The organism is Streptomyces sp. NBC_00988 (assembly GCF_045162645.1).
Lineage (GTDB): Bacteria > Actinomycetota > Actinomycetes > Streptomycetales > Streptomycetaceae > Streptomyces.
Genome location: NZ_CP108730.1, coordinates 4437728 through 4457888, shown reverse-complemented (window position 1 = coordinate 4457888; position 20161 = coordinate 4437728). Strand labels below are relative to the sequence as shown.

Annotated in this window: 17 protein-coding genes; 7 read left to right on the top strand and 10 right to left on the bottom strand. The window is 68.5% G+C overall.

Annotated elements, in window-relative coordinates; all coding sequences use genetic code 11:
• Positions 1-51 precede the first annotated feature (51 nt).
• Positions 52-909: an intradiol ring-cleavage dioxygenase gene (locus OG496_RS20305; protein ID WP_405971881.1), complete on the bottom strand. Its 858-nt coding sequence runs from the start codon at positions 907-909 to the stop codon at positions 52-54.
• A 268-nt stretch (positions 910-1177) separates the two neighbouring features.
• Here OG496_RS20305 and OG496_RS20300 point away from each other — a divergent pair, with 268 nt between their 5' ends.
• Positions 1178-1831 carry a DUF4360 domain-containing protein gene (locus OG496_RS20300; RefSeq protein WP_366491056.1) on the top strand — a complete coding sequence of 218 codons (654 nt, stop codon included), beginning with the start codon at positions 1178-1180 and terminating at the stop codon, positions 1829-1831.
• 91 nt (positions 1832-1922) lie between these two features.
• Here the strand turns inward: OG496_RS20300 and OG496_RS20295 are convergent, their stop codons facing one another.
• Complete coding sequence (locus OG496_RS20295) at positions 1923-2687, bottom strand: intradiol ring-cleavage dioxygenase (protein WP_405971880.1); 765 nt, start codon at positions 2685-2687, stop codon at positions 1923-1925.
• Positions 2688-2873: 186 nt separating this feature from the next.
• Entirely contained in the window at positions 2874-3371 is a 498-nt protein-coding gene (locus tag OG496_RS20290) for a MarR family winged helix-turn-helix transcriptional regulator (protein WP_405971879.1), read from the bottom strand.
• Between the two features lie 76 nt (positions 3372-3447).
• Between OG496_RS20290 and OG496_RS20285 the strand changes: the two genes are divergently transcribed.
• From OG496_RS20285 to OG496_RS20275, 3 genes are all read left to right on the top strand, one after another.
• Positions 3448-4317, top strand: coding sequence for an alpha/beta fold hydrolase (locus OG496_RS20285; RefSeq protein WP_405971878.1), 870 nt, complete (start codon positions 3448-3450; stop codon positions 4315-4317).
• 275 nt (positions 4318-4592) lie between these two features.
• Complete coding sequence (locus OG496_RS20280) at positions 4593-5618, top strand: NAD-dependent epimerase/dehydratase family protein (RefSeq protein WP_405971877.1); 1026 nt, start codon at positions 4593-4595, stop codon at positions 5616-5618.
• Between the two features lie 41 nt (positions 5619-5659).
• On the top strand, positions 5660-6193 hold the full coding sequence (locus OG496_RS20275; protein WP_405971876.1) for a hypothetical protein: 534 nt from the start codon (positions 5660-5662) through the stop codon (positions 6191-6193).
• Positions 6194-6237: 44 nt separating this feature from the next.
• Here OG496_RS20275 and OG496_RS20270 read toward each other — a convergent pair whose 3' ends face one another.
• Positions 6238-7242, bottom strand: a complete 1005-nt coding sequence (locus OG496_RS20270; RefSeq protein ID WP_405971875.1) for a catalase — start codon at positions 7240-7242, stop codon at positions 6238-6240.
• 202 nt (positions 7243-7444) lie between these two features.
• Between OG496_RS20270 and OG496_RS20265 the strand changes: the two genes are divergently transcribed.
• From OG496_RS20265 to OG496_RS20255, 3 genes are all read left to right on the top strand, one after another.
• On the top strand, positions 7445-8791 hold the full coding sequence (locus tag OG496_RS20265; protein ID WP_405971874.1) for a DUF3500 domain-containing protein: 1347 nt from the start codon (positions 7445-7447) through the stop codon (positions 8789-8791).
• 131 nt (positions 8792-8922) lie between these two features.
• Positions 8923-10110, top strand: a complete 1188-nt coding sequence (locus OG496_RS20260; protein ID WP_405971873.1) for a 4-hydroxybenzoate 3-monooxygenase — start codon at positions 8923-8925, stop codon at positions 10108-10110.
• Positions 10111-10164: 54 nt separating this feature from the next.
• Positions 10165-11772 carry a methyltransferase gene (locus OG496_RS20255; protein ID WP_405971872.1) on the top strand — a complete coding sequence of 536 codons (1608 nt, stop codon included), beginning with the start codon at positions 10165-10167 and terminating at the stop codon, positions 11770-11772.
• Between the two features lie 82 nt (positions 11773-11854).
• Here the strand turns inward: OG496_RS20255 and OG496_RS20250 are convergent, their stop codons facing one another.
• From OG496_RS20250 to OG496_RS20225, 6 genes are all read right to left on the bottom strand, one after another.
• A complete protein-coding gene (locus OG496_RS20250) occupies positions 11855-13555 on the bottom strand; it encodes a pyridoxal phosphate-dependent aminotransferase (RefSeq protein ID WP_405971871.1) in 1701 nt (566 codons plus the stop codon).
• 180 nt (positions 13556-13735) lie between these two features.
• The gene (locus tag OG496_RS20245) at positions 13736-14893 is read right to left on the bottom strand and encodes an aldose epimerase family protein (RefSeq protein ID WP_366491066.1); all 1158 of its coding nucleotides are present in this window, start codon (positions 14891-14893) and stop codon (positions 13736-13738) included.
• Positions 14894-14966: 73 nt separating this feature from the next.
• Positions 14967-16211: a multiple monosaccharide ABC transporter permease gene (gene mmsB, locus OG496_RS20240; protein WP_365300062.1), complete on the bottom strand. Its 1245-nt coding sequence runs from the start codon at positions 16209-16211 to the stop codon at positions 14967-14969.
• Positions 16208-17758, bottom strand: a complete 1551-nt coding sequence (gene mmsA / locus OG496_RS20235) for a multiple monosaccharide ABC transporter ATP-binding protein (protein WP_405971870.1) — start codon at positions 17756-17758, stop codon at positions 16208-16210. Before mmsA ends, mmsB begins: the two co-directional genes overlap by 4 nt.
• A gap of 47 nt (positions 17759-17805) precedes the next feature.
• A complete protein-coding gene (gene chvE / locus OG496_RS20230) occupies positions 17806-18915 on the bottom strand; it encodes a multiple monosaccharide ABC transporter substrate-binding protein (RefSeq protein ID WP_405971869.1) in 1110 nt (369 codons plus the stop codon).
• Between the two features lie 228 nt (positions 18916-19143).
• Positions 19144-20118 carry a hypothetical protein gene (locus OG496_RS20225; RefSeq protein ID WP_366491069.1) on the bottom strand — a complete coding sequence of 325 codons (975 nt, stop codon included), beginning with the start codon at positions 20116-20118 and terminating at the stop codon, positions 19144-19146.
• Positions 20119-20161: the final 43 nt, after the last annotated feature.

Genomic DNA, 20161 nt, shown 5'->3' with positions numbered 1-20161 from the left:
GGGTGTGATCGGCGATCCCCGATCAGTGCGTGCTGGTCATCCGCCTCCTGGTCAACTCGTGCTCACGCCCACGGTCAGGGTCGCCGTGTAGCCGTCGGACACGTCGGAGCCGAGCGCGGTCAGCGTGAGCAGACCGGACGCGGCGCCTCCGTCGTCGTAGATCGTGTCGTCGTCGAGGGATGTCTCGGCGGTGGTGTTGTCCGAGTACGGGGAGGTGGCCTGCACTTCCTCGTTGAGGTCGGCGTCGAAGAAGAGCTGGCCGGTGTGGACGAGCGTGCCGCCGGTGTACGTGCCGTCGGCGAGTGTCACGTCCGTGTGCACCCGCATATGGACGTGGACGGCGCGGGAGACGTAGTGCCCCGGCCAGATGGAGACGATGTTCGCCTCGCCGTCGGAGTCGGTGAGGACACCGCCGCGCAGGAACGTGCCGTCGTCGTCCTCGGTGTGACCGTTCTTGCCGACGAACCCGGAGTACTCGCCGAGCGCGTCGCAGTGCCAGAGCTCCACGAGGGCGTCGGCGAGCGGCGCGCAGTCGTTGTCCTGGTCGACGACGGTGAAGGTGTACTGGACCTCGACGCCCTCCTTCTCCTCCCTGATGTCCTCGCGGATCAGAGCGCCGTCGAGCGAGTACGGACCCTCGGTGACCTCGGCGGTGAGGGTGCAGACGCCGCTCGTGGCCGACGCGGACGCGTCGGTGGTCACGGTGGTCGTCGACGTCTCGGTGGAGGTCGAGGCGTCGGTGGTGGTCGTGGGGGTGTCGGCCGAGGCGAAGCCGGCGGCCGCGAGACCGCCCGCCAGGGCGACGGTGCCGCCGCCGATCAGAACGCGGCGGCGCTGGACGCCCTTGTCCCGGCGGTGCCGGGCGGGCTGTTGGTCGAGTTGCTGGTCGTTCTCGTTGTTTCCCGTCATGGCAAGGAAGTTAGGGCCGTTTCTGAAGGATTCCTTGATGTGCGGCTGTGAAGGGCCTGGGGACGGAACGGCCAACGGCCGCTTATTTCAACAGAGTTCACACACTGTGGAGAGAATGTGAAAGACGCGTCTGTGAATGGCCTGAGTTCGCCCTGACCGCTCCCTGTGCGGCTCCCTACGATGCGAGCGCGTCGTCGGTCTTCACAGGAACTTCATTGTTTCTTCAAAGACTTGGGGCGCAGCCACCCCCCAACCCCAAGGAGAAACCATGCCTGGTGGGCTCCTCCTGAGCGGCGCCGTCGCCGCTCTTCTCACCACCGCGCTGCCCGCGCAGCACTCGTCCTCCCCCGTGTTCGACAACCCGCCCCCGGACAAGATCGTCATCAACGTCGCCACGGTGAACGGCTCGGGCTGCCCGCAGGGCACGACGGCGGTCGCCGTCTCCGAGGACAACACCGCCTTCACGGTGACCTACAGCGCGTATCTCGCCCAGGTCGGCGGCAACTCCGACCCCACGGCGTTCCGCAAGAACTGCCAGCTCAACCTGGTCGTCCACGTCCCGCAGGGCTTCACCTACGCCATCGCGAGCGCCGACTACCGGGGCTTCGCCTCGCTCCAGCGCGGCGCGAGCGGTGCGCAGAAGGCCTCGTACTACTTCCAGGGCTCGTCGAACACCGCGAGCAAGAACCACCCGTTCAACGGTCCCTACGACGACAACTGGCAGGCGAACGACACCACGGACGTGGCCCAACTGGTCTGGGCGCCCTGCGGAGTTCAGCGCAACTTCAACATCAACACGGAGCTGCGGGTCAGCGCCGGTTCCTCGTCGTCCAGTGCGGTCAGCTTCATGACGATGGACTCGACGGACGGCGACATCAGCACGGTGTACCACATGGCGTGGGAGCACTGCCCGGGCACCTGACGTGCGGTGATCTGAGGTGACATGAGGAAGGGGTGGCCCGTGTCGCACCGCGGGCCACCCCTTTTTTTCGTGGGGGGAGTTCAGGGCCGCGTCAGCTCTGGCTGACGCCCAGCGTCAGGGTGCCCGTGTAGCCCGCGGAGGTCGACCCCGTGACGGTCAGGAGGCCGGACGCGGCGCCTCCGTCGTCGTAGATCGAGTCCTGCGCGAGGGTGGTGCGGGTGACCGTGTTGGTCGAGTACGGGGAGATCTTGGCGACGGCCGTGGTGATGGTCTCGTCGATGAAGAGCTGGCCCGTGTGGAGTTCGCTGCCGCCGGTGAACGAGCCGTCCGAGGTGAGCGTGACGCCGGTGTGCACCTTCACGTGGATGTGGATGCAGCGCCCGCGGTACCAACCGGGGTAGATCGTCGTGATGTTGGCGAGCCCGGCGGAGTTGGTGAGGACACCGCCGCGCAGGAAGGTGCCGTCGTCCGCCTCGCTGTGGCCGTTGTTGCCGACGTAGCCGGAGTACTCGCCGAGCGCGTCGCTGTGCCAGATCTCGACGAGCGCGTTGGGGATGACGGCGCAGGTGCTGTCGTCCACGACCGTGAGGGCGAGTTTGAGCGCGATGCCGGCCTTGCCTTCGGTGACGTCGGCGCGGACCAGGGCGCCGTCGAGGTAGTAGGGGCCTTCGGTCATCTCCTTGGTGAGGGTGCAGACTGCCGCCGCCGCAGCGGGAGTCGCGTCCGCCGCGGTGGTGGTCGTGGGGGACTGGGGAGCGGCGGCGCCCACGGCCAGTACGGCGGCCGTGGTGCCGGTGGCGATCAGGACGGTACGTCGTCCGACCGGGGTGGGGGTGGCTCCGTTGATGTCTGTCATGAACACGGCACCTTAGGAGCGGAAGCTGTAGCCCGGCTGTGCGAATCGCAAAGTGATGGTCCGTCAAGTCCATTGCGAGACAGGTGGGTTACGGCGGCAGGGGCCGGTGAGGTTGCGGGGGCTGGAGTCGGCGGGGTTGCGAGGGTTGGAGCCGGTTCGGTTACGGGACTGGAGCCGGCGGGCTTGCTACGGCCGCCGGCGGCGACCGCCCTCCGTGAGTTCGGCGAGTTCGGCGAGCGTCGCCGCCATGGCCGGCAGGAGGTCGGCCGGGATGCGGTCGAGGACCCGGCGCCGGGCGCTGGCGAGGTGGGCGGGCTGCGCCGCGTGCATGGCGCGCAGCCCGGCGTCGGTGAGGACGGCCTCGCTGCCGCGGGCGTCCTCGCTGTGCCGTTCCTTGCGTACCAGGTCGTGGCGGGACAGGCCGTCGATGATGCGCGTGACGCGCGGCGCGGTGACGCCGGAGGCCGCGGCGAGCGCGGACATGCGCATACGGCGGTCGGGTGCCTCGCTGAGCAGCAGCAGGACGGCGAACTCGGTCATGGTCACGCCGGTGCGGGCCATGTCCTGCTCCAGGGTTCGCGGCAGGGAGTGGACGAGGCGTCCGAGGCTCTGCCAGAGCAGGAGCTCGTCGGCGCTGAGCGGATCGACGTCGGGAGTGGTGTCGGTGGCGGCGGTGGGCTCCATGCGACCACTGTATTTGACTAGTTAAGCAAGTGGGTGCAATGGTTATTGCTTAACTAATTAAGTAAGAGGTGGTCGTATGCATCCCGGAGCACCCGCACCGGACGGCTTCGCGCACGCTGTCGCCGATGTCGACGGCGTCCAACTCCACTACGTCGTGGGCGGATCCGGCCCCGCCGTGGTCCTGATCCACGGCTGGCCGTTCAGCTGGATCGAGTGGCGGGCGCTGCTGCCCCTGCTCGCGGCGCACGGCTTCACGGTGATCGCCCCCGACCTGCGTGGATCCGGCGACTCACAGATCCCGCCCGGCCACTGGACCAAGCGCGAGGAGGCGGAGGACCTCCGCCGCTTGCTGCGGCACCTGGGCCATGACCGGGCCTTCGTGGTCGGCACCGACGTCGGCACGATGACCGCGCACGCCTGGGCCCAGGCCCATCCCGAGGACGTGGCCCGGCTGGTGCTCAGCGAGGCGTTCCTGCCCGGCCACGGCCTGGAGGAGCACATGAACCCGGCGACCGGCGGCTCCTGGCACTTCGGTTTCCACGCGCAGAGCGACCTGGCCGCGATGCTCACCGCCGGCAAGGAGGAGCAGTACCTGTCCGGCTTCTGGTCGATGATGACCGGCGGCGGCATCACCACCGCCGACCGCGCCGACCTGCTGCGCGCCTACACCCGCCCCGACGCGATGCGCGGCGGCTTCGAGCACTACGCCACCCTCATCGAGGACGGCGAGGCGGCCCGCGCCGGCGACCGCCTGACCATGCCCGTCCTCGTCCTGAACGGCGAACACGGCCTGCCCCAGAACGTGTTGCTGACCGGCGCCCGCGAGGCCGCGACCGACGTTCGCCACGACACGGTCCCGGGCGCCGCGCACACCTTCGCGGCCGACAACCCGACCTGGACGGCGGACCGGCTCGCCCGCTTCTTCACGACCCCTCCCGCCGCCTGAACCCGTCACCTCAACACGCCACCTGAGCCCACCACTTGACCTCGCCGCCCGACGTTCGCCATGACATCGTCCCCGGGGGCCGCACGCACCTTGGCGGCCGACAGCCGGCCCCGGACGCCAGACCGCCTCGCCCGTCTCTTCACCGCGACCCCCGCCGCCTGAGCCCGTTCCCCGAACTCGCCACCTGAGCCCGTCTGTTGACCTCGCCGCCTGACGGGGGGCACAACACCGTCCCGGGGGCCGCGCACACTTTCGCGGCCGACAGCTTGGCCCGGATGGCAGACCGGCTCGTCCGCTTCTTCACCACGCCCCCTGAACTCCTCACCCGAACCCGTCAGTTGACCCCGCCGCTCGACGCGCGGCACGACACAGCACACGGAGTACTTCTCATGCAGATTCTCGTCATCGGCGCCACCGGCTACGCCGGCCGTCGTGTCTCGGCCGCCCTCGCCCGCGCCGGACACACCGTGCTGGGCCTGACGCGCGACACCTCCGCGCCTGCGGCACACGCGCTCGTCGCGGACGAAATCACCGCGGTCGAGGGCGACTTCGGTAAGCCGGAGAGCTGGCGGGACCACCTCGACGGCACCGACGCGGTCGTCCACCTGTTGATGGACATGAGCGACCCGATCGGCGGCGACCAGCGCCTGTTCGCCCAGCTGCTCGCCGCCCAGGAGCGCGACGGCCGAAGCCGTCACCTCGTCTTCACCACCGGCATCTCGTCCTACGGCCGCACCGGCCTGCCCCTCATGGACGAGAACACCCCCGGCAATTCCGAGAGCCCGATCGGCTTCCGCTTCGCGCTGGAACGGGAGTTGGCCGCCTCCGGCCTCGCTCACACCGTGGTGCGCCCCGGCTTCATGTACGGCGGCCCCGCCACAACGTCCATGACCGCCCAGTGGTTCGCCGCCGCCGAGGCGGGCAACCCCGTCTTCTACGGCGACACCGCCAAGCGCTGGAGCTGGGTCCACGTCGACGACCTCGCCGACGCCTACGTCCGCATCCTCGACAACCCGGCCGCCGTGGACGGGGAGACCTTCGTCATCGCCGACGACCAGCGGCTGACCGCCCTGTACATGCAGCGCACCGCCGTACGGGCCGCGGGCCACACCGGCGAGATCGCCCTGGAGAGCGCGGAGGCCGGCGGCATGATGCAACTGGCCGCCGACCAGGACGAGTTGGTCACCAGCGCCAAGGCCCACCGCCTGCTGGGCTGGACCCCGCGCCACATCTCGTTCACCGACGCGCCGGTCCGTCACTACCTCGCTTGGAAGGCGGCTCAGCCCGTCAGTACTCGGTAATTCGGACATGTGGTTCCCGTCCGGTGGGAGAAGATCACTCGGTGAAGCCCTTCGACCCCCAACGTGCGGAACCTGGCAGATACCCGCGACTTGAGGCCGCCCTCGACACGGTCAACCGTGACCTCGCGGCAACCCTGCCCGACCAGCCGCCCCTCATGCTGATGGTCTGGGAGGAGCAGGTCTACGTCGCCGTGTCCGACGGCAGCTGGCACCACAACGGTCTCCGGGAACCGGACGACGACGCCCCCGACGACCTCACCCTCACCCTCGGCCTCGTTGCGGACGCGGCGCAGGAGACGGTGACCGAGCGGCTCTGGCAGGCGTGGCCGGTGTGTCCGTTCCACAAGATCGGCACGCATCTTCGCCCCGAGGGGACGGCGGCCGACTGGGAGGGGTGGAACGACGGCGGAAGCGGGCGTCTGGTGTGGTGGTGCCGGGGCGGTACGGCCGACGGCTGTCATGACCTCGCACCAGTGGGGGAACTCGGTGGTGCGCTGCCCGGAAAGGAGCGGCGGGCAAGTCGGCGTCGGGAGCGGAAGCGGGGTGGAGGGCGGGGGCGGGCTGGAGAAATGTGACACTCGGGTGGGTGAGTGTCACATTTCTGGGGGGAGGGTGGTGGTCAGGGAGCCAGCCGGCGTTCCGCCGAGACGGAGTACGCGTGGCGGCGGAAGGCCAGCATCTTGTCGTCGGACGCTTCTACGCCGGGGGCGAGGCGGGTCGGGTCGAAGACCTGTTGCTGCCAGTGGTCCTCGCGGGGCGAGCGGGCCGTCACGTGCAGGTGTCCGGCGGGGATCAGTGGGCGCTGTTCCGGCCATGCCTGGGAGGGGTCGTGGGTCCGGTCGTTCGGCTCCGCGAGCTGGTACACCACGGTGAAGGTGACGGGCCCGGTTTCGAGGCGGGAGTCGAGGTCGCCGATGAGGAAGTCGGGGGCGAGTGTCTCGGCGTACGCAGGATCGATCTCGACCTCGCCCAGTTGGGGCACGAGACGGTAGCGGAAGGGGCGCCGTACGCCCGACTCGTCGACCAGGACGAAGGCGTGCAGGCCGTCGTAGCGGGTGGTGGCGAAACTGGCGGGCGCCTGCTGCCCGGCGAAGGACTTCAACGCGCCCCGGCTTTCCGGGTGTTGGGCGAGGACGGTCGCGAACTTCCCGGCTGCGGCCAGCTTTCCCTTCGCACGGTCGGCGAACCCGCCCTCAGTGCCGGCCATGCCCAGCGCCTCGACCAGGTCGATGAACCCCTCGGGGTTGTGGCTGGGGAACACCCGGAAGTTCGCGGCCACCAGATCCATGACGGCCTTCGCGTCATCGCTACTGCCGTCCCCGTCAAGGAACTTGACCGCCATCCCGCGTACGCCGCGTGCCCGGTCGTCGGCGGCGAAGTTGCCGGAGCCGTTCGAGAACCGGATCACTGCGTCGGCTTCGGCGGTCAGGCAGGTCGCCGTCGTCCACTTCGCGATCTGCCCGGTGGGCACGAACCGCGCGTCGTACACGGCCCCGCGGGCGTGCAGTCGGCGATCGTGTGGACGCGGGTGCGCGGCGGCCTCGATCCGGTCGACGGCCTGGGCCGCGGTCATTCCGTCCTCGGTGACCGAGGAGTCCTGGGGTTCCTGCGGTGACTGTGCCATGGCGGCATCATCGCATTGGCGGGTGTCGGGTTCGCGGTCGTCACCTACGAGGTCACGGGGAAGAACGTCGACTCGATCGGCTTCCACGGCGGCGGTGGCAAGGCGATGGACCCGAAGGCCGAGACGGTGTGGTGGGGGCGCTGGACGGGGCTTCAGATTCGGCTTCAGGTTCGGCTCAGGTTGGTGCGGGAGGTTGGCCCGTATGCACGGACACCGCCCCCGCACCCCCGAAGCCGACCGCAGCCGCCGCTGGTTCATGAACAAGGCGCTGCTAGCCGGCGGAGTCGCCGCCGTCGCGACCATGACCGGCTGCTCGTCGGACGCCTCCGCCACCGCCACCGCCACCGCGTCCTCGTCCTCCGGCGCCCCGAACGGCGCCCCCTCGGGCGGCCCCGGCGGTGGCATGCCCACCGGCGCGATGCCTTCCGGCGGGCCCGGGGGAGGGGGCAACGGCATGGGTCCTGGGCAGAGCGAGGTCAAGTACACCGATTTCAAAGGCGTTTCGACCGACGGCAAGATCACCGACGGGCTCTACTCGATCCACTCCACCGACGTGTCGACGGACGGGATCGTGAAGGCCGCGCAGGCCTTCCTCGACGGGCTCAGCGCCAAGGAACGCAAGTCCTGCACGTTCGACGTCGACAACGACGAGTGGCTGGCCTGGAGCAACGTCGACGGGTACCAGCGCAAGGGCGTCCGCATGGGCGACATCACTGCCACGAAGCGGAACCTCGGTTACGCGCTGCTCGGCGCCGCCCTGTCCGCCGACGGGCTCACCCAGACCCGCAACATCATGAAGCTCAACGCCTTCCTCGGCGACTACAGCGGCGGGAATCGGGAGACGCTCACGGAGGGCGCGTACTTCTTCACCTTCATGGGCACGCCGTCCACCACCGAGCCGTGGGGCTTCCAGTACGAGGGCCACCACGTGGCCATCAACTACTTCGTGCTCGGCGACCAGGTCGTCATGACCCCGACCTTCATGGGGTCCGAGCCGACCTCCGCCACCTACAAGGGCGAGAAGATCACCCTGTTCAAGACGGAGACCAAGGCCGGTCTCACCCTCCTGCGCTCGCTCACCGCCGCCCAGCGCGCCAAGGTGATCTCCAGCACCAAGAAGTCCGGCGACGACATGAAGGCCGGCGCCGGGCAGGACAACGCCAAGCTCGCCTACCAGGGCCTGGTCGCCAAGGACTTCACCAGCGCCCAGCGCCAGCACCTCCTCGACCTCGTGCGCGTCTACGTCGGCAACATGAACGACGGCCACGCCGAGGTGAAGATGTCGGAGGTCGAGGACCACCTCGACGCGACCTACTTCTACTGGATGGGCGAGACCAAGGACTCCTCGGCCTTCTACTACCGCGTGCACAGCCCGGTCGTCCTCGTCGAGTACGACGCGCAGTCGCCGTTGGCGTACGGAACCAAGGGGGGAATGGGCGGCCCCAACGGCACCCCCACCCAGCAGCACATCCACACCATCATCCGGACCCCCAACGGCGGCGACTACGGCGTTGACCTGCTCAAGCTGCACCTGGAAAACGACCACTGACGACCGCGTCAACAGCCAGTGACATATGCCCAGTTGGCCCTTATGGGCTAAGAAGCCGCTTTCGATTCCTCATCACCCTGATCTGGCTGATATGAAACCCCTTGGCCGAAAAAGCAAGATCAGGGGTGGACGTGGGGAAACGATTCGACTCCGGGGCACGGACCGGGGTGGTGATCGTCGGGGCGGGCCCGGCGGGGCTCGTCCTGGGGAACCTGCTGCTGGACCGCGGCATCGACTGCGTGATCCTGGAACGGCGCGGACGCGAGGTGGTGGAGGGGCGGGCCAGAGCGGGATTCCTGGCCGCCCACTCCGTCCGCGTCCTCACCCGACACGGCCTGGCGGACGGGCTGTTGGCCAAGGGCCACACCCACCAGACCTGCCTGTTCCGCAGCGAGCAGGATGAATTCACCCTCGACTACGGCGAGTTGGGGCGCGGCGAGGTCCACACGGTCTACCCCCAGCAGGAGTTGGTACGGGACCTCCTCGCCGAATACCTCCGGCGCGGCGGCGAGATCCGCTTCGACACAGAGGTCGAGGAGATCTCCGAGGGCGGCCGGGTGCGGATGTCCGACGGCACGGACGTCACCGGGCGCTACGTCGCCGGGTGCGACGGACATCGGGGAGTCGCCCGCGCGACCATGGCCGCCCACGGGACGCGCACCGCCCGCTGGGACCACGGCGTGAGCTGGCTCGCGGTCCTCGTCGAGGCCCCGCCGAGCATGGAAGCCGTCGGATACGCCCTGCACGAACGGGGATTCGCCGGCCACATGGCCCGCACGGCGACCGTCACCCGCTACTACCTCCAGTGCCCGCGCGGAACCGATTCCGCCGACTGGAACGAGGACCGCATCTGGACCGAGCTGGCGACCCGGTTCCGTGTCGACGAGTTCGGCCTGCTCAAGGACGGTCCGGTCCTGGAGAAGACGGTCGTGGATCTGCGCTCCGACGTACTCGACACCCCCGGCGAGGGCCGCCTCTGGCTGGCGGGCGACGCCGCCGGCCTTATCAGCCCCTCCGCAGCCAAGGGCGCCAATCTCGCCGTACTCCAGGCCGAACGCCTCGCGCAGGCACTGACGTCGGCGCTGAAGCACGCCGACGAGAGCGACCTCGCCCGTTACGCGGCCGACTGCCTGCCGCGCGTCTGGCGGGCGCACGAGTTCTCGCACTGGATGAGCGGCCTGCTGCACGGCCCGTCCGCCGAGGACACCGTCGACGCCCACGCCCGCTACGGCCGCGCGCTCCAGTACGCCCGCCTCGACAGCCTGCGCACGTCCCGCACGCACCAGGACTTCTTCGCCGAGAACTACACGGGCATCTGATCCCGTCTCCCGCTCGCTCGTCTCCCGTCCCCACGATTCACCGGGAACCCCTTCATGAACCTCCCCGTCGTACAGGCACGCCTCGCCGCAGCCGACGTAGCACGCATCGAGCGCGCGGCCGCCTACGTCGAAACCCACGACACGGACAAGGTCCTGGCCGAACTCCTCCCGGCCCTCACGTCGGCCGAACGGGCGGACGTCTCCCGCCACTTGGTCTTCGACCACACCGCCGTCCTGGTCTTCCCGGACTCCCTCGACGGCCTCTGCGAGGAACTCCGCCGCCTCGGCTTCGAACCGGGCCCGGTGACCCCGAGCGTCGTGGTCCGCGACCGCCTGACCCGCCGCTACGGCCCGGAGCTCGCCGAGATCCCGGTGGGCATCGTGCACGTGGCGGTCGGGGGACGCAGCGTGGAGATCTTCGCGCTCCCGGTCCCCCCGGAGTCCGCACTGGAAGCGGTGGCCGCCGACGAACGCGAGGCGGAACACGAGTCCCACCACGCCTTCGCGGTCACGGCCCCCGGCCCGGTGGTCCCCGCGGGCCTACGACTCCTCCTCCAGGAGCGGGGCGGCGCGGTCCCCGACGGCGGCGGCTACAACGGCCACGAGAACGTCACCGTCCTCTACCACCGCACCACCACCCACCGCCGCTTCGAACTCCGCCTCCCCGGCCGCCACTTGCCCCTCCCCGACCCGACGACAACCCTGCTCACCGTGATGACCGGAGCCTGGGCCACCCAAGCGGTCGCCACGATGGCCGAGTTGAACATCGCGGACCACTTGGCGGACCACCCCGGCATGTCGGCGGAGCGGCTGGCAACCCTCACCTCGACGCACCCGGACGCACTGCGCCGCCTGCTCCGCTACCTGACGACACTGGGCCTGCTGACGGCCGCCGACGACACCTACCACCTCACGGCGGCAGGCCAACCCCTGCGCACGGCGACGGAGTTCTCCCTGAAGCCCCTGGCCCAGCTCTACGCGGGCCCGTTCTACGACTCCTTCGCGGGCCTGACCCACTCCGTACGCACCGGCGAGGAAGCGTTCGCCCACCGCAACGGCCGGCACCACTTCGCCTACTTCGCCCAACACCCCGAACTGGGCAGCCTGTTCCACCGGTCGATGGCGGCCAGCGCGGAGATGTTCACCCCGGTTCCCAGGCTGATCGACTTCTCGAAGGCACGGCGGGTGGTGGACGTGGGTGGCGGAAACGGCGCGCTGCTGGGCCGGTTGCTCCGGGCCCACCCCCACCTGGAGGGCGTCCTGTACGAACGCCCCGGCGCCCTGGAAGCCGCCCGCACCCGACTCACCGAACGCTGTTCCTTCGTCGCCGGCGACTTCACCCGCTCCGTACCGGAGGGAGGAGACGTCTACCTCCTCTCCCGAGTCCTCCACGACTGGGACGACGACCGCTGCCTCACGATCCTCGGCAGGTGCGCGGAGGCGATGCGCCCGGGCGCCCAACTCCTGGTGGTGGAACGCCTGTTGCCCACTCCGACAGCGGTGGCATGGGACGTCCACATGCTGTGCAACGTGGGCGGCCAAGAACGCGACGAGGACCATTACGGGCGCCTACTGGAGAAGGCGGGCTTCGAGGTACAGGGCTGCCACCCGCTGCCGCTGGGGGCGTCACTACTGAACGCCGTAAGGGCCAACTCCCTCTAGGGCGCGGGGCTGTGTCGATGTGCGGCTCCGCCGCGCGGGCGCGACCAGCCACAGCGCACCCGCACCCGGCAACGAAGGACCCTCAGCCCGCCTGCCCCATCCCCGCGGCATTGGGCCAACTCTGAGCCTGAGCCTGGGCGTTGGGCCAGCCGGTCGCAGGCGCCGGCGCCAAGTTCTGCATCCCATTAGGGCTGGTGGCGCCGCGCACCTGGGCGGCCGTGAGGCCGTTGCGGGCGGGGACGCCGGTCGGGGTCGGGCCCTGCGGGGGCATGGGTGCCGGGGCGGGTGCCGGGACGCCGTAGGGCTGCTGCTGAGGCATCTGTTGCGGCATCTGCATCGGCATCTGCTGCATCGGCATCTGCTGAACCTGCGCGGCGGCCACCATCGGCTCGAACTGCGGCTGGGGCTGCGGCTGTTGGGGCTGAGGCACCGGCTGCGGCTGAGGCACCTGCATGGGCACCGGCTGCGGCTGCATGGGCATCTGAGCCACCGCAGGCATCGGCATCTGCATCGGCATGCCGACCCCCGACGTCCCCGTACCGAGGAGCGCCTGCGCGGCGAGGTTCTGCATCCCGGCCCCGTTCGTCGCCCCGACCAGGCGGTCCACGGCCGCCGTACCCGAGCTGTAGTTGGTCCCTGTACCCAGCTCGGGTACGGCGGCTCCCCTCCTGGTCCCGTAGAGCACCTGTTCCATGCCGGACACCAGGCGACGCACGTCCGTCTGGGGGCGCACCACGAGCCGCAGGAAGCGGCTGGACGAGCCGATCTTGTTGCCGCACTCGCGGACGAGGATGCGGTGCTCGGTGAGCATCCTGTCCCGGACCACCGTGCCTTCGGCGCCGACGGGGAGGCGTACGAAGAGGAAGTTGCCCTGCGACGGATAGACCGTCAGGCCGGGCAGCGCGGAGAGATGGCTCGCCATGTCGAGCCGGTCGCGGCGCACCTGCTGGAGGCTCTGCGCGTACTCCGCGCCGTGCTCCTTGAGGATGAACACCACATGTTCGGCAAAGGCGTTGAGGTTCCACTTGGGGAGCATCGAGCGGATGCGGCCGGCCAGGGCGGGGTTCGCGACGAGGTAGCCGAACCGTATGCCGTGCAGGCCGAAGTTCTTGCCGAGGCTGCGCAGCACGACGACGTTGGGGCGCAGCATCGCCTCTTGTACGACGCTGGGTTCGACCTCGGCGTCCGCGAACTCCAGGAACGACTCGTCGATGATGATGAGGTCGAGGTCGGCCATCGCGTCCATGAACTGGACGAGGGCCTGCTTGTGGATGAAGCCGCCGTCGGGGTTGTTCGGGTTGCAGATGACCGCGACCTTGGTGTTGCGCTTGCGGATGAACTCGGCGTACTGCGTGAGGTCGAGGGCGAAGCCGCTGGACTCCTGGAGCGGGAACATGTCGACCCGCTTGCCGGTCTCCATGGGCTGGTCGGTCCAGCGGCCGAACGTGGGGACGGGGATGGCGAGGGACTCGCGGACCATCAAGTGGTCGATCCAGGTGATCAGTTCGGTGGAACCGTTGCCCATCGCGACGCAGCTCGGGGGGAGTTGGAGCAGGTTGCAGAGCTCGGCCGTGATGGTGTCGGCGCTGCTCGGGTAGTACGTGATGATCTCGCGCAACCGGGCCGCCATCTCGTCGAACATGGCGGGGGTGGGGAAGTACGGGTTGCACGGAATACAGAAGTCCACGGGGCCGGTGCCGTCGCTCTCACGCGCCAGCGCTGCCATCGACGGGCTGTGCGCCGCCGTACTGCGGAACAGCGAGGTGACGTTGGAGTCGGCCAATGGAACCTCCGTATGAAGGCGGGCCCGGCGGGGACGACCGGGCCCGTCGTCTTGGGTGGCCCGCGCGGGGGAGCACGGGCCACCCATGAGTACGGAGACAGGAGTGGCACTGTTCAACGGATGTGAAAATGGTGTGAGTTCGGGAACCCCGGGTCCGAACTACGCGTCAGCCGCGAGGCTTCAGGCGCTGAACGTGTGGATCGTCGACGTTTTGTACGTCTGACCAGGCCGCAGCACCGTCGACGGGAAGCTCGCGTGGTTCGGCGAGTCCGGGAAGTGCTGGGTCTCCAGGCACAGGGCGTCGCCCTGGCGGTAGGTGTGGCCGCCGGTACCTGTGAGAGTGCCGTCGAGGAAGTTGCCGGTGTAGAACTGCAGCCCCGGCTGGTCGGTGGCGATCTTCAGGGTGCGGCCGGAGTGCGGATCGTGCAGGGTCGCGACGTGTTCGGGCTTCGGGGTGATGCCCTTGTCGAGGACCCAGTTGTGGTCGTAGCCCTTGGCCTGCACCTGCTGGACGTGGGCGGCCCGGATGTCGCGGCCGATCGGCTTCGTCTTGCGGAAGTCGAAGGGGGTGCCGGAGACCTTGGCCAGTTCGCCCGTGGGGATCAACCCCGAGTCGGTGGGCGTGTAGCGGGAGGCGGGGATCGTGAGCTCGTGGTTCTCGATCGTGCCGCTGCCCTCGCCGGCGAGGTTCCAGTATGTGTGGTTCGTCAGGTTGACCACGGTCGGCTTGTCGGTGGTGGCCTCGTAGTCGATGCGCCAGTCGCCGTGCTTGTTGAGCGTGTACGTCACCTTCACCTTGAGGGTGCCCGGGTAGCCCATCTCGCCGTCGACGCTGGTGTAGTACAGGTGCAGGCCGACGTCGGAGCCGGAGGTGAAGCCCTCCACGTCCCAGATGTGCTTGTCGAAGCCCTGGGTGCCGCCGTGCAGGCTGTTGACACCGTCGTTGACGGAGAGCTGGTAGCTCTTGCCGTCGAGGGTGAACTGGCCCTTGGCGATGCGGTTGCCGTAGCGGCCGATCAGCGCGCCGAAGTACGGGGTCTTCGCGACGTAGTCGGCGATGTTGTCGAAGCCGAGCGACACGTTGGCGTACCGGCCGTGCCGGTCCGGGAGTTCCAGGGACTGGACGACTCCGCCCCACGACAGCACCTTGAGCCGGGTGCCGCCGTTCTCCAGCGACCAGCGGTAGACCTTGCTCCCGTCGGCGAGGGTGCCGAAGAGTTCCTTCACGGGCTTCTTGCCTCCCGGGCTCGCTGCCTGCGCCGTACCCGTACCCAGTGCGCTCGCGGCGATACCGGCTGCCGCGGCACCTGCAATGACCGTGCGTCTGTTCAGTTCCATTGAGCGGCTCCTGCACATGGAAGGGGCCCCGCCGTGCTGTGCGAATGACAGACGTGCGGGGCCCAATCTGGACTTACGAACCGGACTTGCGTTTGTTCCACACATCGAAGCCGACCGCGGTCAGCAGGGCGAGGCCCTTGATGACCTGTTGCCAGTCGGTGCCGACACTGAGGAGGTTCATGCCGTTGTTCAGCACGCCGAGGACGAGACCGCCGATGATGGCACCGAGGACGGTGCCGACACCGCCGCTCATGGACGCGCCACCGATGAACGAGGAGGCGATGGCCTCCAGTTCGAAGCCGTCGCCCGCCTTCGGCGAGGCCGCGTTGAGGCGGGAGGTGACCACCAGACCCGCCAGGGCCGCGAGCACGCCCATGTTCAGGAACACCTGGAAGGTGACGCGCTTGTCCTTGACGCCGGACAGCTTCGCGGCCGGCAGATTGCCGCCGATCGCGTAGATGTGGCGGCCGAAGACGGTGTTGCGCATCACGTAGCCGTAACCGGCCACCAGGACACCGAGGATGATCAGGATGATCGGCGCACCGTCGTAGCTGGCGAGCAGCATGGTGAGCCAGGCGATCGCGGCGACGATCGCGACGAGCTTGAGCAGGAACAGCTTGACGGGCGGCACGTCGAGCGAGAACTCCTGCTGCCGGCGCCGGTCGCGTACCTCCTGCCACACCACCGCGGCGATCATCACGAGACCCAACAGCAGCGTGATGTTGTGGTAGTTGGTGTTCGGGCCGACCGCGGGCAGGAAGCCGTTGCCGATCTTCTGCAGGCCGTTGGGGAAGGGGCCCAGCGTCTGGCCCTGGAGCAGGATCTCGGTGAGGCCGCGGAAGAGCAGCATGCCGGCGAGGGTGACGATGAACGACGGTATCCCCGCGTAGGCGATCAACAGCCCCTGTACGGAGCCCGCTACGGCGCCCATCAGCAGGCACAGCACCAACGCGACGGGCCACGGCACCTGGTGATTGACCATCAGGACCGCCGCGAAGGCGCCCACGAACGCCGTCAGCGAACCGACCGACAGGTCGATGTGCCCGGCGATGATGACCATCATCATGCCGATCGCGAGGATCAGGATGTAGCTGTTCTGCAGCACCAGGTTGGAGACGTTGCGCGGCAGCAGCAGGTCCCCGCCGGTCCAGACCTCGAAGAAGATCACGATCAGACCGAGGGCGATCAGCATGCCGTACTGGCGCATGTTGCGCCGCAGGCCGTCCAGCACAAGGTGCAACAGGCCGCCGCCCGCGGCCGATCCGCTCTTGCCCGGTGGCGCGGGGGCCGGGCTCTTGGCGGTCACGTCCGTGCTCATCGGGTTACCTCTTTGTCCTTCGTCATCTGGCGCATCAGCACTTCCTGCGTGGCCTCGGCCCGGGGCACCTCACCGGTCAGCCGGCCCGCCGCCATCGTGTAGATGCGGTCGCACATGCCGAGCAGCTCCGGCAGTTCGGAGGAGATGAAGACCACCGCCTTGCCCTCGGCGGCGAGTTGGTCGATGACCGTGTAGATCTCGTACTTGGCGCCCACGTCGATGCCACGCGTGGGCTCGTCCAGGATCAGCACGTCGGGACCCGCGAAGATCCACTTGCTGAGGACGACCTTCTGCTGGTTGCCGCCGGACAGCTTGCCCACCGGCTCGAACACCGTCGGCGCCTTGATGTTCATCGACTTGCGGAACCGCTCGGCGACCTGACGTTCCTCCTGCTCGTCGACCACACCGCGCTGGGAGACCTTGTTCAGGGCGGCCAGCGAGATGTTCCGGTTGATCGTGTCGATGAGGTTGAGGCCGTAGTGCTTGCGGTCCTCGGTGACATAGGCGATGCCGAGTTTGACCGCCTCCGCGACGGACTTGGTGCGGATCTCCTGGCCGTCCTTGAGGACCGTGCCGCCGGCGTAGCGGCCGTAGGAGCGCCCGAAGACGCTCATCGCGAGTTCGGTGCGGCCGGCGCCCATGAGTCCGGCGATGCCGACGATCTCGCCCCTGCGCACATTTATTGACACATCGTCAACTACCTTGCGCTGCTGGTCGATCGGGTGGAACACGGTCCAGCCGCGGATCTCCAGAGCGGGTGCCGCCTCGGGCTTGCCCTCGTGCGGGGTGCGCTCGGGGAAGCGGTGGTCGAGGTCGCGGCCGACCATGCCGGAGATGATCCGCTCCTCGGTCGTCTCCGGCGCCTTCACGTCGAGGGTCTCGATGGAGCGGCCGTCGCGCAGGATCGTCACCGAGTCGGCGACCTTGCGGATCTCGTTCAGCTTGTGCGAGATGATGATGCAGGTGATGCCCTGCCTCTTCAACTCCAGGATGAGATCGAGGAGTTTGCCGCTGTCCTCGTCGTTCAGGGCTGCCGTCGGCTCATCCAGGATGAGCAGTTTCACCTTCTTCGACAGCGCCTTCGCGATCTCGACGAGCTGCTGCTTGCCCACGCCGATGTCGGCGACGCGGGTCTCCGGGTGGTCGCTCAGGCCCACCCGGCGCAGCAGTTCGGTGCCGTGCCGCAGGGTCTCGTTCCAGTTGATGAGCCCGCGCGAGGCGTGCTCGTTGCCGAGGAAGATGTTCTCCGCTATGGAGAGGAACGGCACCAGCGCCAGCTCCTGGTGGATGATCACGATGCCGCGTTGCTCGCTCGCCCGGATGTCGCGGAAGCGGCACTCCTCTCCTTCGAAGAGGATGTCGCCCTCGTAACTGCCGTGCGGATGGACGCCGGAGAGCACCTTCATCAAGGTGGACTTCCCGGCGCCGTTCTCACCGCAGATGGCGTGGACCTCGCCCTGACGGACCGTCAAGGTGACGTCCGACAGCGCTTTGACACCGGGAAAGGTCTTGACGATCGAGCGCATTTCCAGGACGGGTCCCGCCATGGTCGTGCCTACCAATCAAGTGTGGGGTCGGGTAACGGGCCGCGGACTTACTTGAGTTGCGCGGCCGTGTAGTACCCGCCCTTGACCAGCACGTCCTCGTAGTTCGTCTTGTCGACGCTCACCGGCTGCAGCAGGTAGGCGGGGACGACCTTGGTGCCGTTGTCGTAGGTCTTGGTGTCGTTGGTCTGCGGCGTCTTCTTGTTGAGGACGTCGTCGATCATGGTGTCCGCGACCTTGGCGAGCTGGCGGGTGTCCTTGTAGACGGTCTGGGTCTGCTCACCGGCGATGATCGACTTCACCGATGCCAGCTCGGCGTCCTGGCCGGTGATGACCGGCAGCGGCTTGCTGGACGAGCCGTAGCCGTCCGACTTCAGCGCGGACAGGATGCCGATGGAGATGCCGTCGTAGGGCGACAGCACCGCGTCGACCCGGCCGCTCTTGTAGGAGCCGGTGAGGATGTCCTCCATGCGGTTCTGCGCCTTGGTGCCGTCCCAGCGCAGGGTGGTGACCTTGTTGAGCGCGGTCTGCCCGGACTTGACGACCAGTTCCTTCTTGTCGATGTACGGCTGGAGCACGCTCATCGCGCCGTTGAAGAAGTACTTGGTGTTGTTGTCGTCGTTCGAGCCGGCGAACAGCTCGATGTTGAACGGGCCCTTCTTGCCGCTGTCCAGACCGAGCTTCTGGACGATGTAAGTGGCCTGGAGGACACCGACCTTGGTGTTGTCGAACGACGCGTAGTAGTCGACGTTCTTGGTGCCGAGGATCAGGCGGTCGTAGGCGATGACCGGGATCTTCGCGGCGGCGGCTTCCTGGAGCACGTTGTTCAGGGACTTGTTGTCGATCGCCGCGATGATCAGGCCCTTGACGCCCTGGGTGATCATGTTCTCGATCTGCGAGACCTGGGTGTCCGGGTCGTCCTCGCCGTAGACCAGCTTGGTCTTGTAGCCCTTGGTCTTGAGGTCCTTGACCATGTTGTTGCCGTCGGAGATCCAGCGCGCGGAGGACTTCGTCGGCATCGCGATGCCGATCGTGCCGCCCTTGGCACTGCTCTCCTTCTCCTTGCTGCCGCCCGAACCGCTCTGTCCGCACGCGGACAGGGTCAGCGCGAGGGTGGCGGCGCCGGCTATGAGGGGGAGGGCGCTTCTGCGGATGCGCATGTGAACTGGCCTCATTCTTCTCGTCGTTGAGAGTGCAGCGAGTGCGTGGGGGGTGGTTCGGAACGCGGGGTGCGTTGTGGAGTGGTTTGGGATGGTGCAGGTTCTGTCGGGTGGTGCAGCGGAGCCGCACATCGATACAGCCCCGCGCCCCTGGAAGCCGGGAGCGCGTTTACAAGGGGCGCGGGGAACTGCGCGACCAGCCACCGACCGGCCCGTAGCCCCCGACGCTCATCCGGTGGCAGTCTCGGTGGGGAAGCGGTTCAGAGCCCCCGGCAACCTGGACCCCAGCGGAGCCATGTCGCCGTCCGCGTCGTGGCGGGCCAGGAGGTCGAGGGCGAGGCGGCCCCGACGGACCCGCTCGCGCGCCGTGTCGAGGGTGACGTCCCGCAGGTGGGTGCCCCACGGGTAGATGCCGGGGGCCTTGGAGAGGCCGAACTTGAGGTACAGCGGGGCGCCTCGGCGGATCAGTTCGGCGACCTCGTACATCCGGACGTAGCCACCGAGGTCGTCCGGCGCCTCGATGTACATGTCCATCGGGGCCGCCGACACCCGCCGGATCTCGGTCAGGTGATCCAGCGTCAGATCGCTCGGCACGTTCAACGAGTCCGCGCCCAGGCGTTCGTACACCGCGTACGCCGCCGGGTTGACGGGACCGATCAGCGCCGAGACCTTGAGCGTCGTGTCGGCCGGGATGATCCCGGCCACCCGCGCCCGGTGCAACGTCCACAGCACGCCCTCGTCCGCGACGAGCAGGCACTTGACGCCCAACTCCGTTGCGCGGACGGCGTCTTCGATGCACCCGGCGACCGCGTCGTGGCCCCGGGCACGCAGACCCCCGCCACGCGAGTCGGAACGGACCGAGCCGCCGATGTCCCACGTTCCGCGCGGCCCGGTGAACAGGCAGAGCTCGATGTCGCGTTCGGCGGTGGCCTCGACCATCTCGGTGATCTCGGCGTCGGTCAGCATCCAGACACCGCTGCCCTGGCTGATCCGGTGGATCGGCACGTCCAGGCGCGAGGACTCCTTGAGGATGACCGCCAGCGCCTCGGGCCCCTCGCACGAGGGGACCTCGGTGCGCCAGCGACCGCCGTCCGGGAAGGTGTGGGTGGAGGCGTCGGCGGGGTCGAGGGCGGGCGCGCCCAGGCCGAGCGCGGAGAGGGCCTGCTCCCCGGGCCTGCGGGCTGCCGTGGCGGTGTCGGTCACTTGCTGTCCTTCGCGTTCGGTATTTCGGACGAGGTTCGCGGCT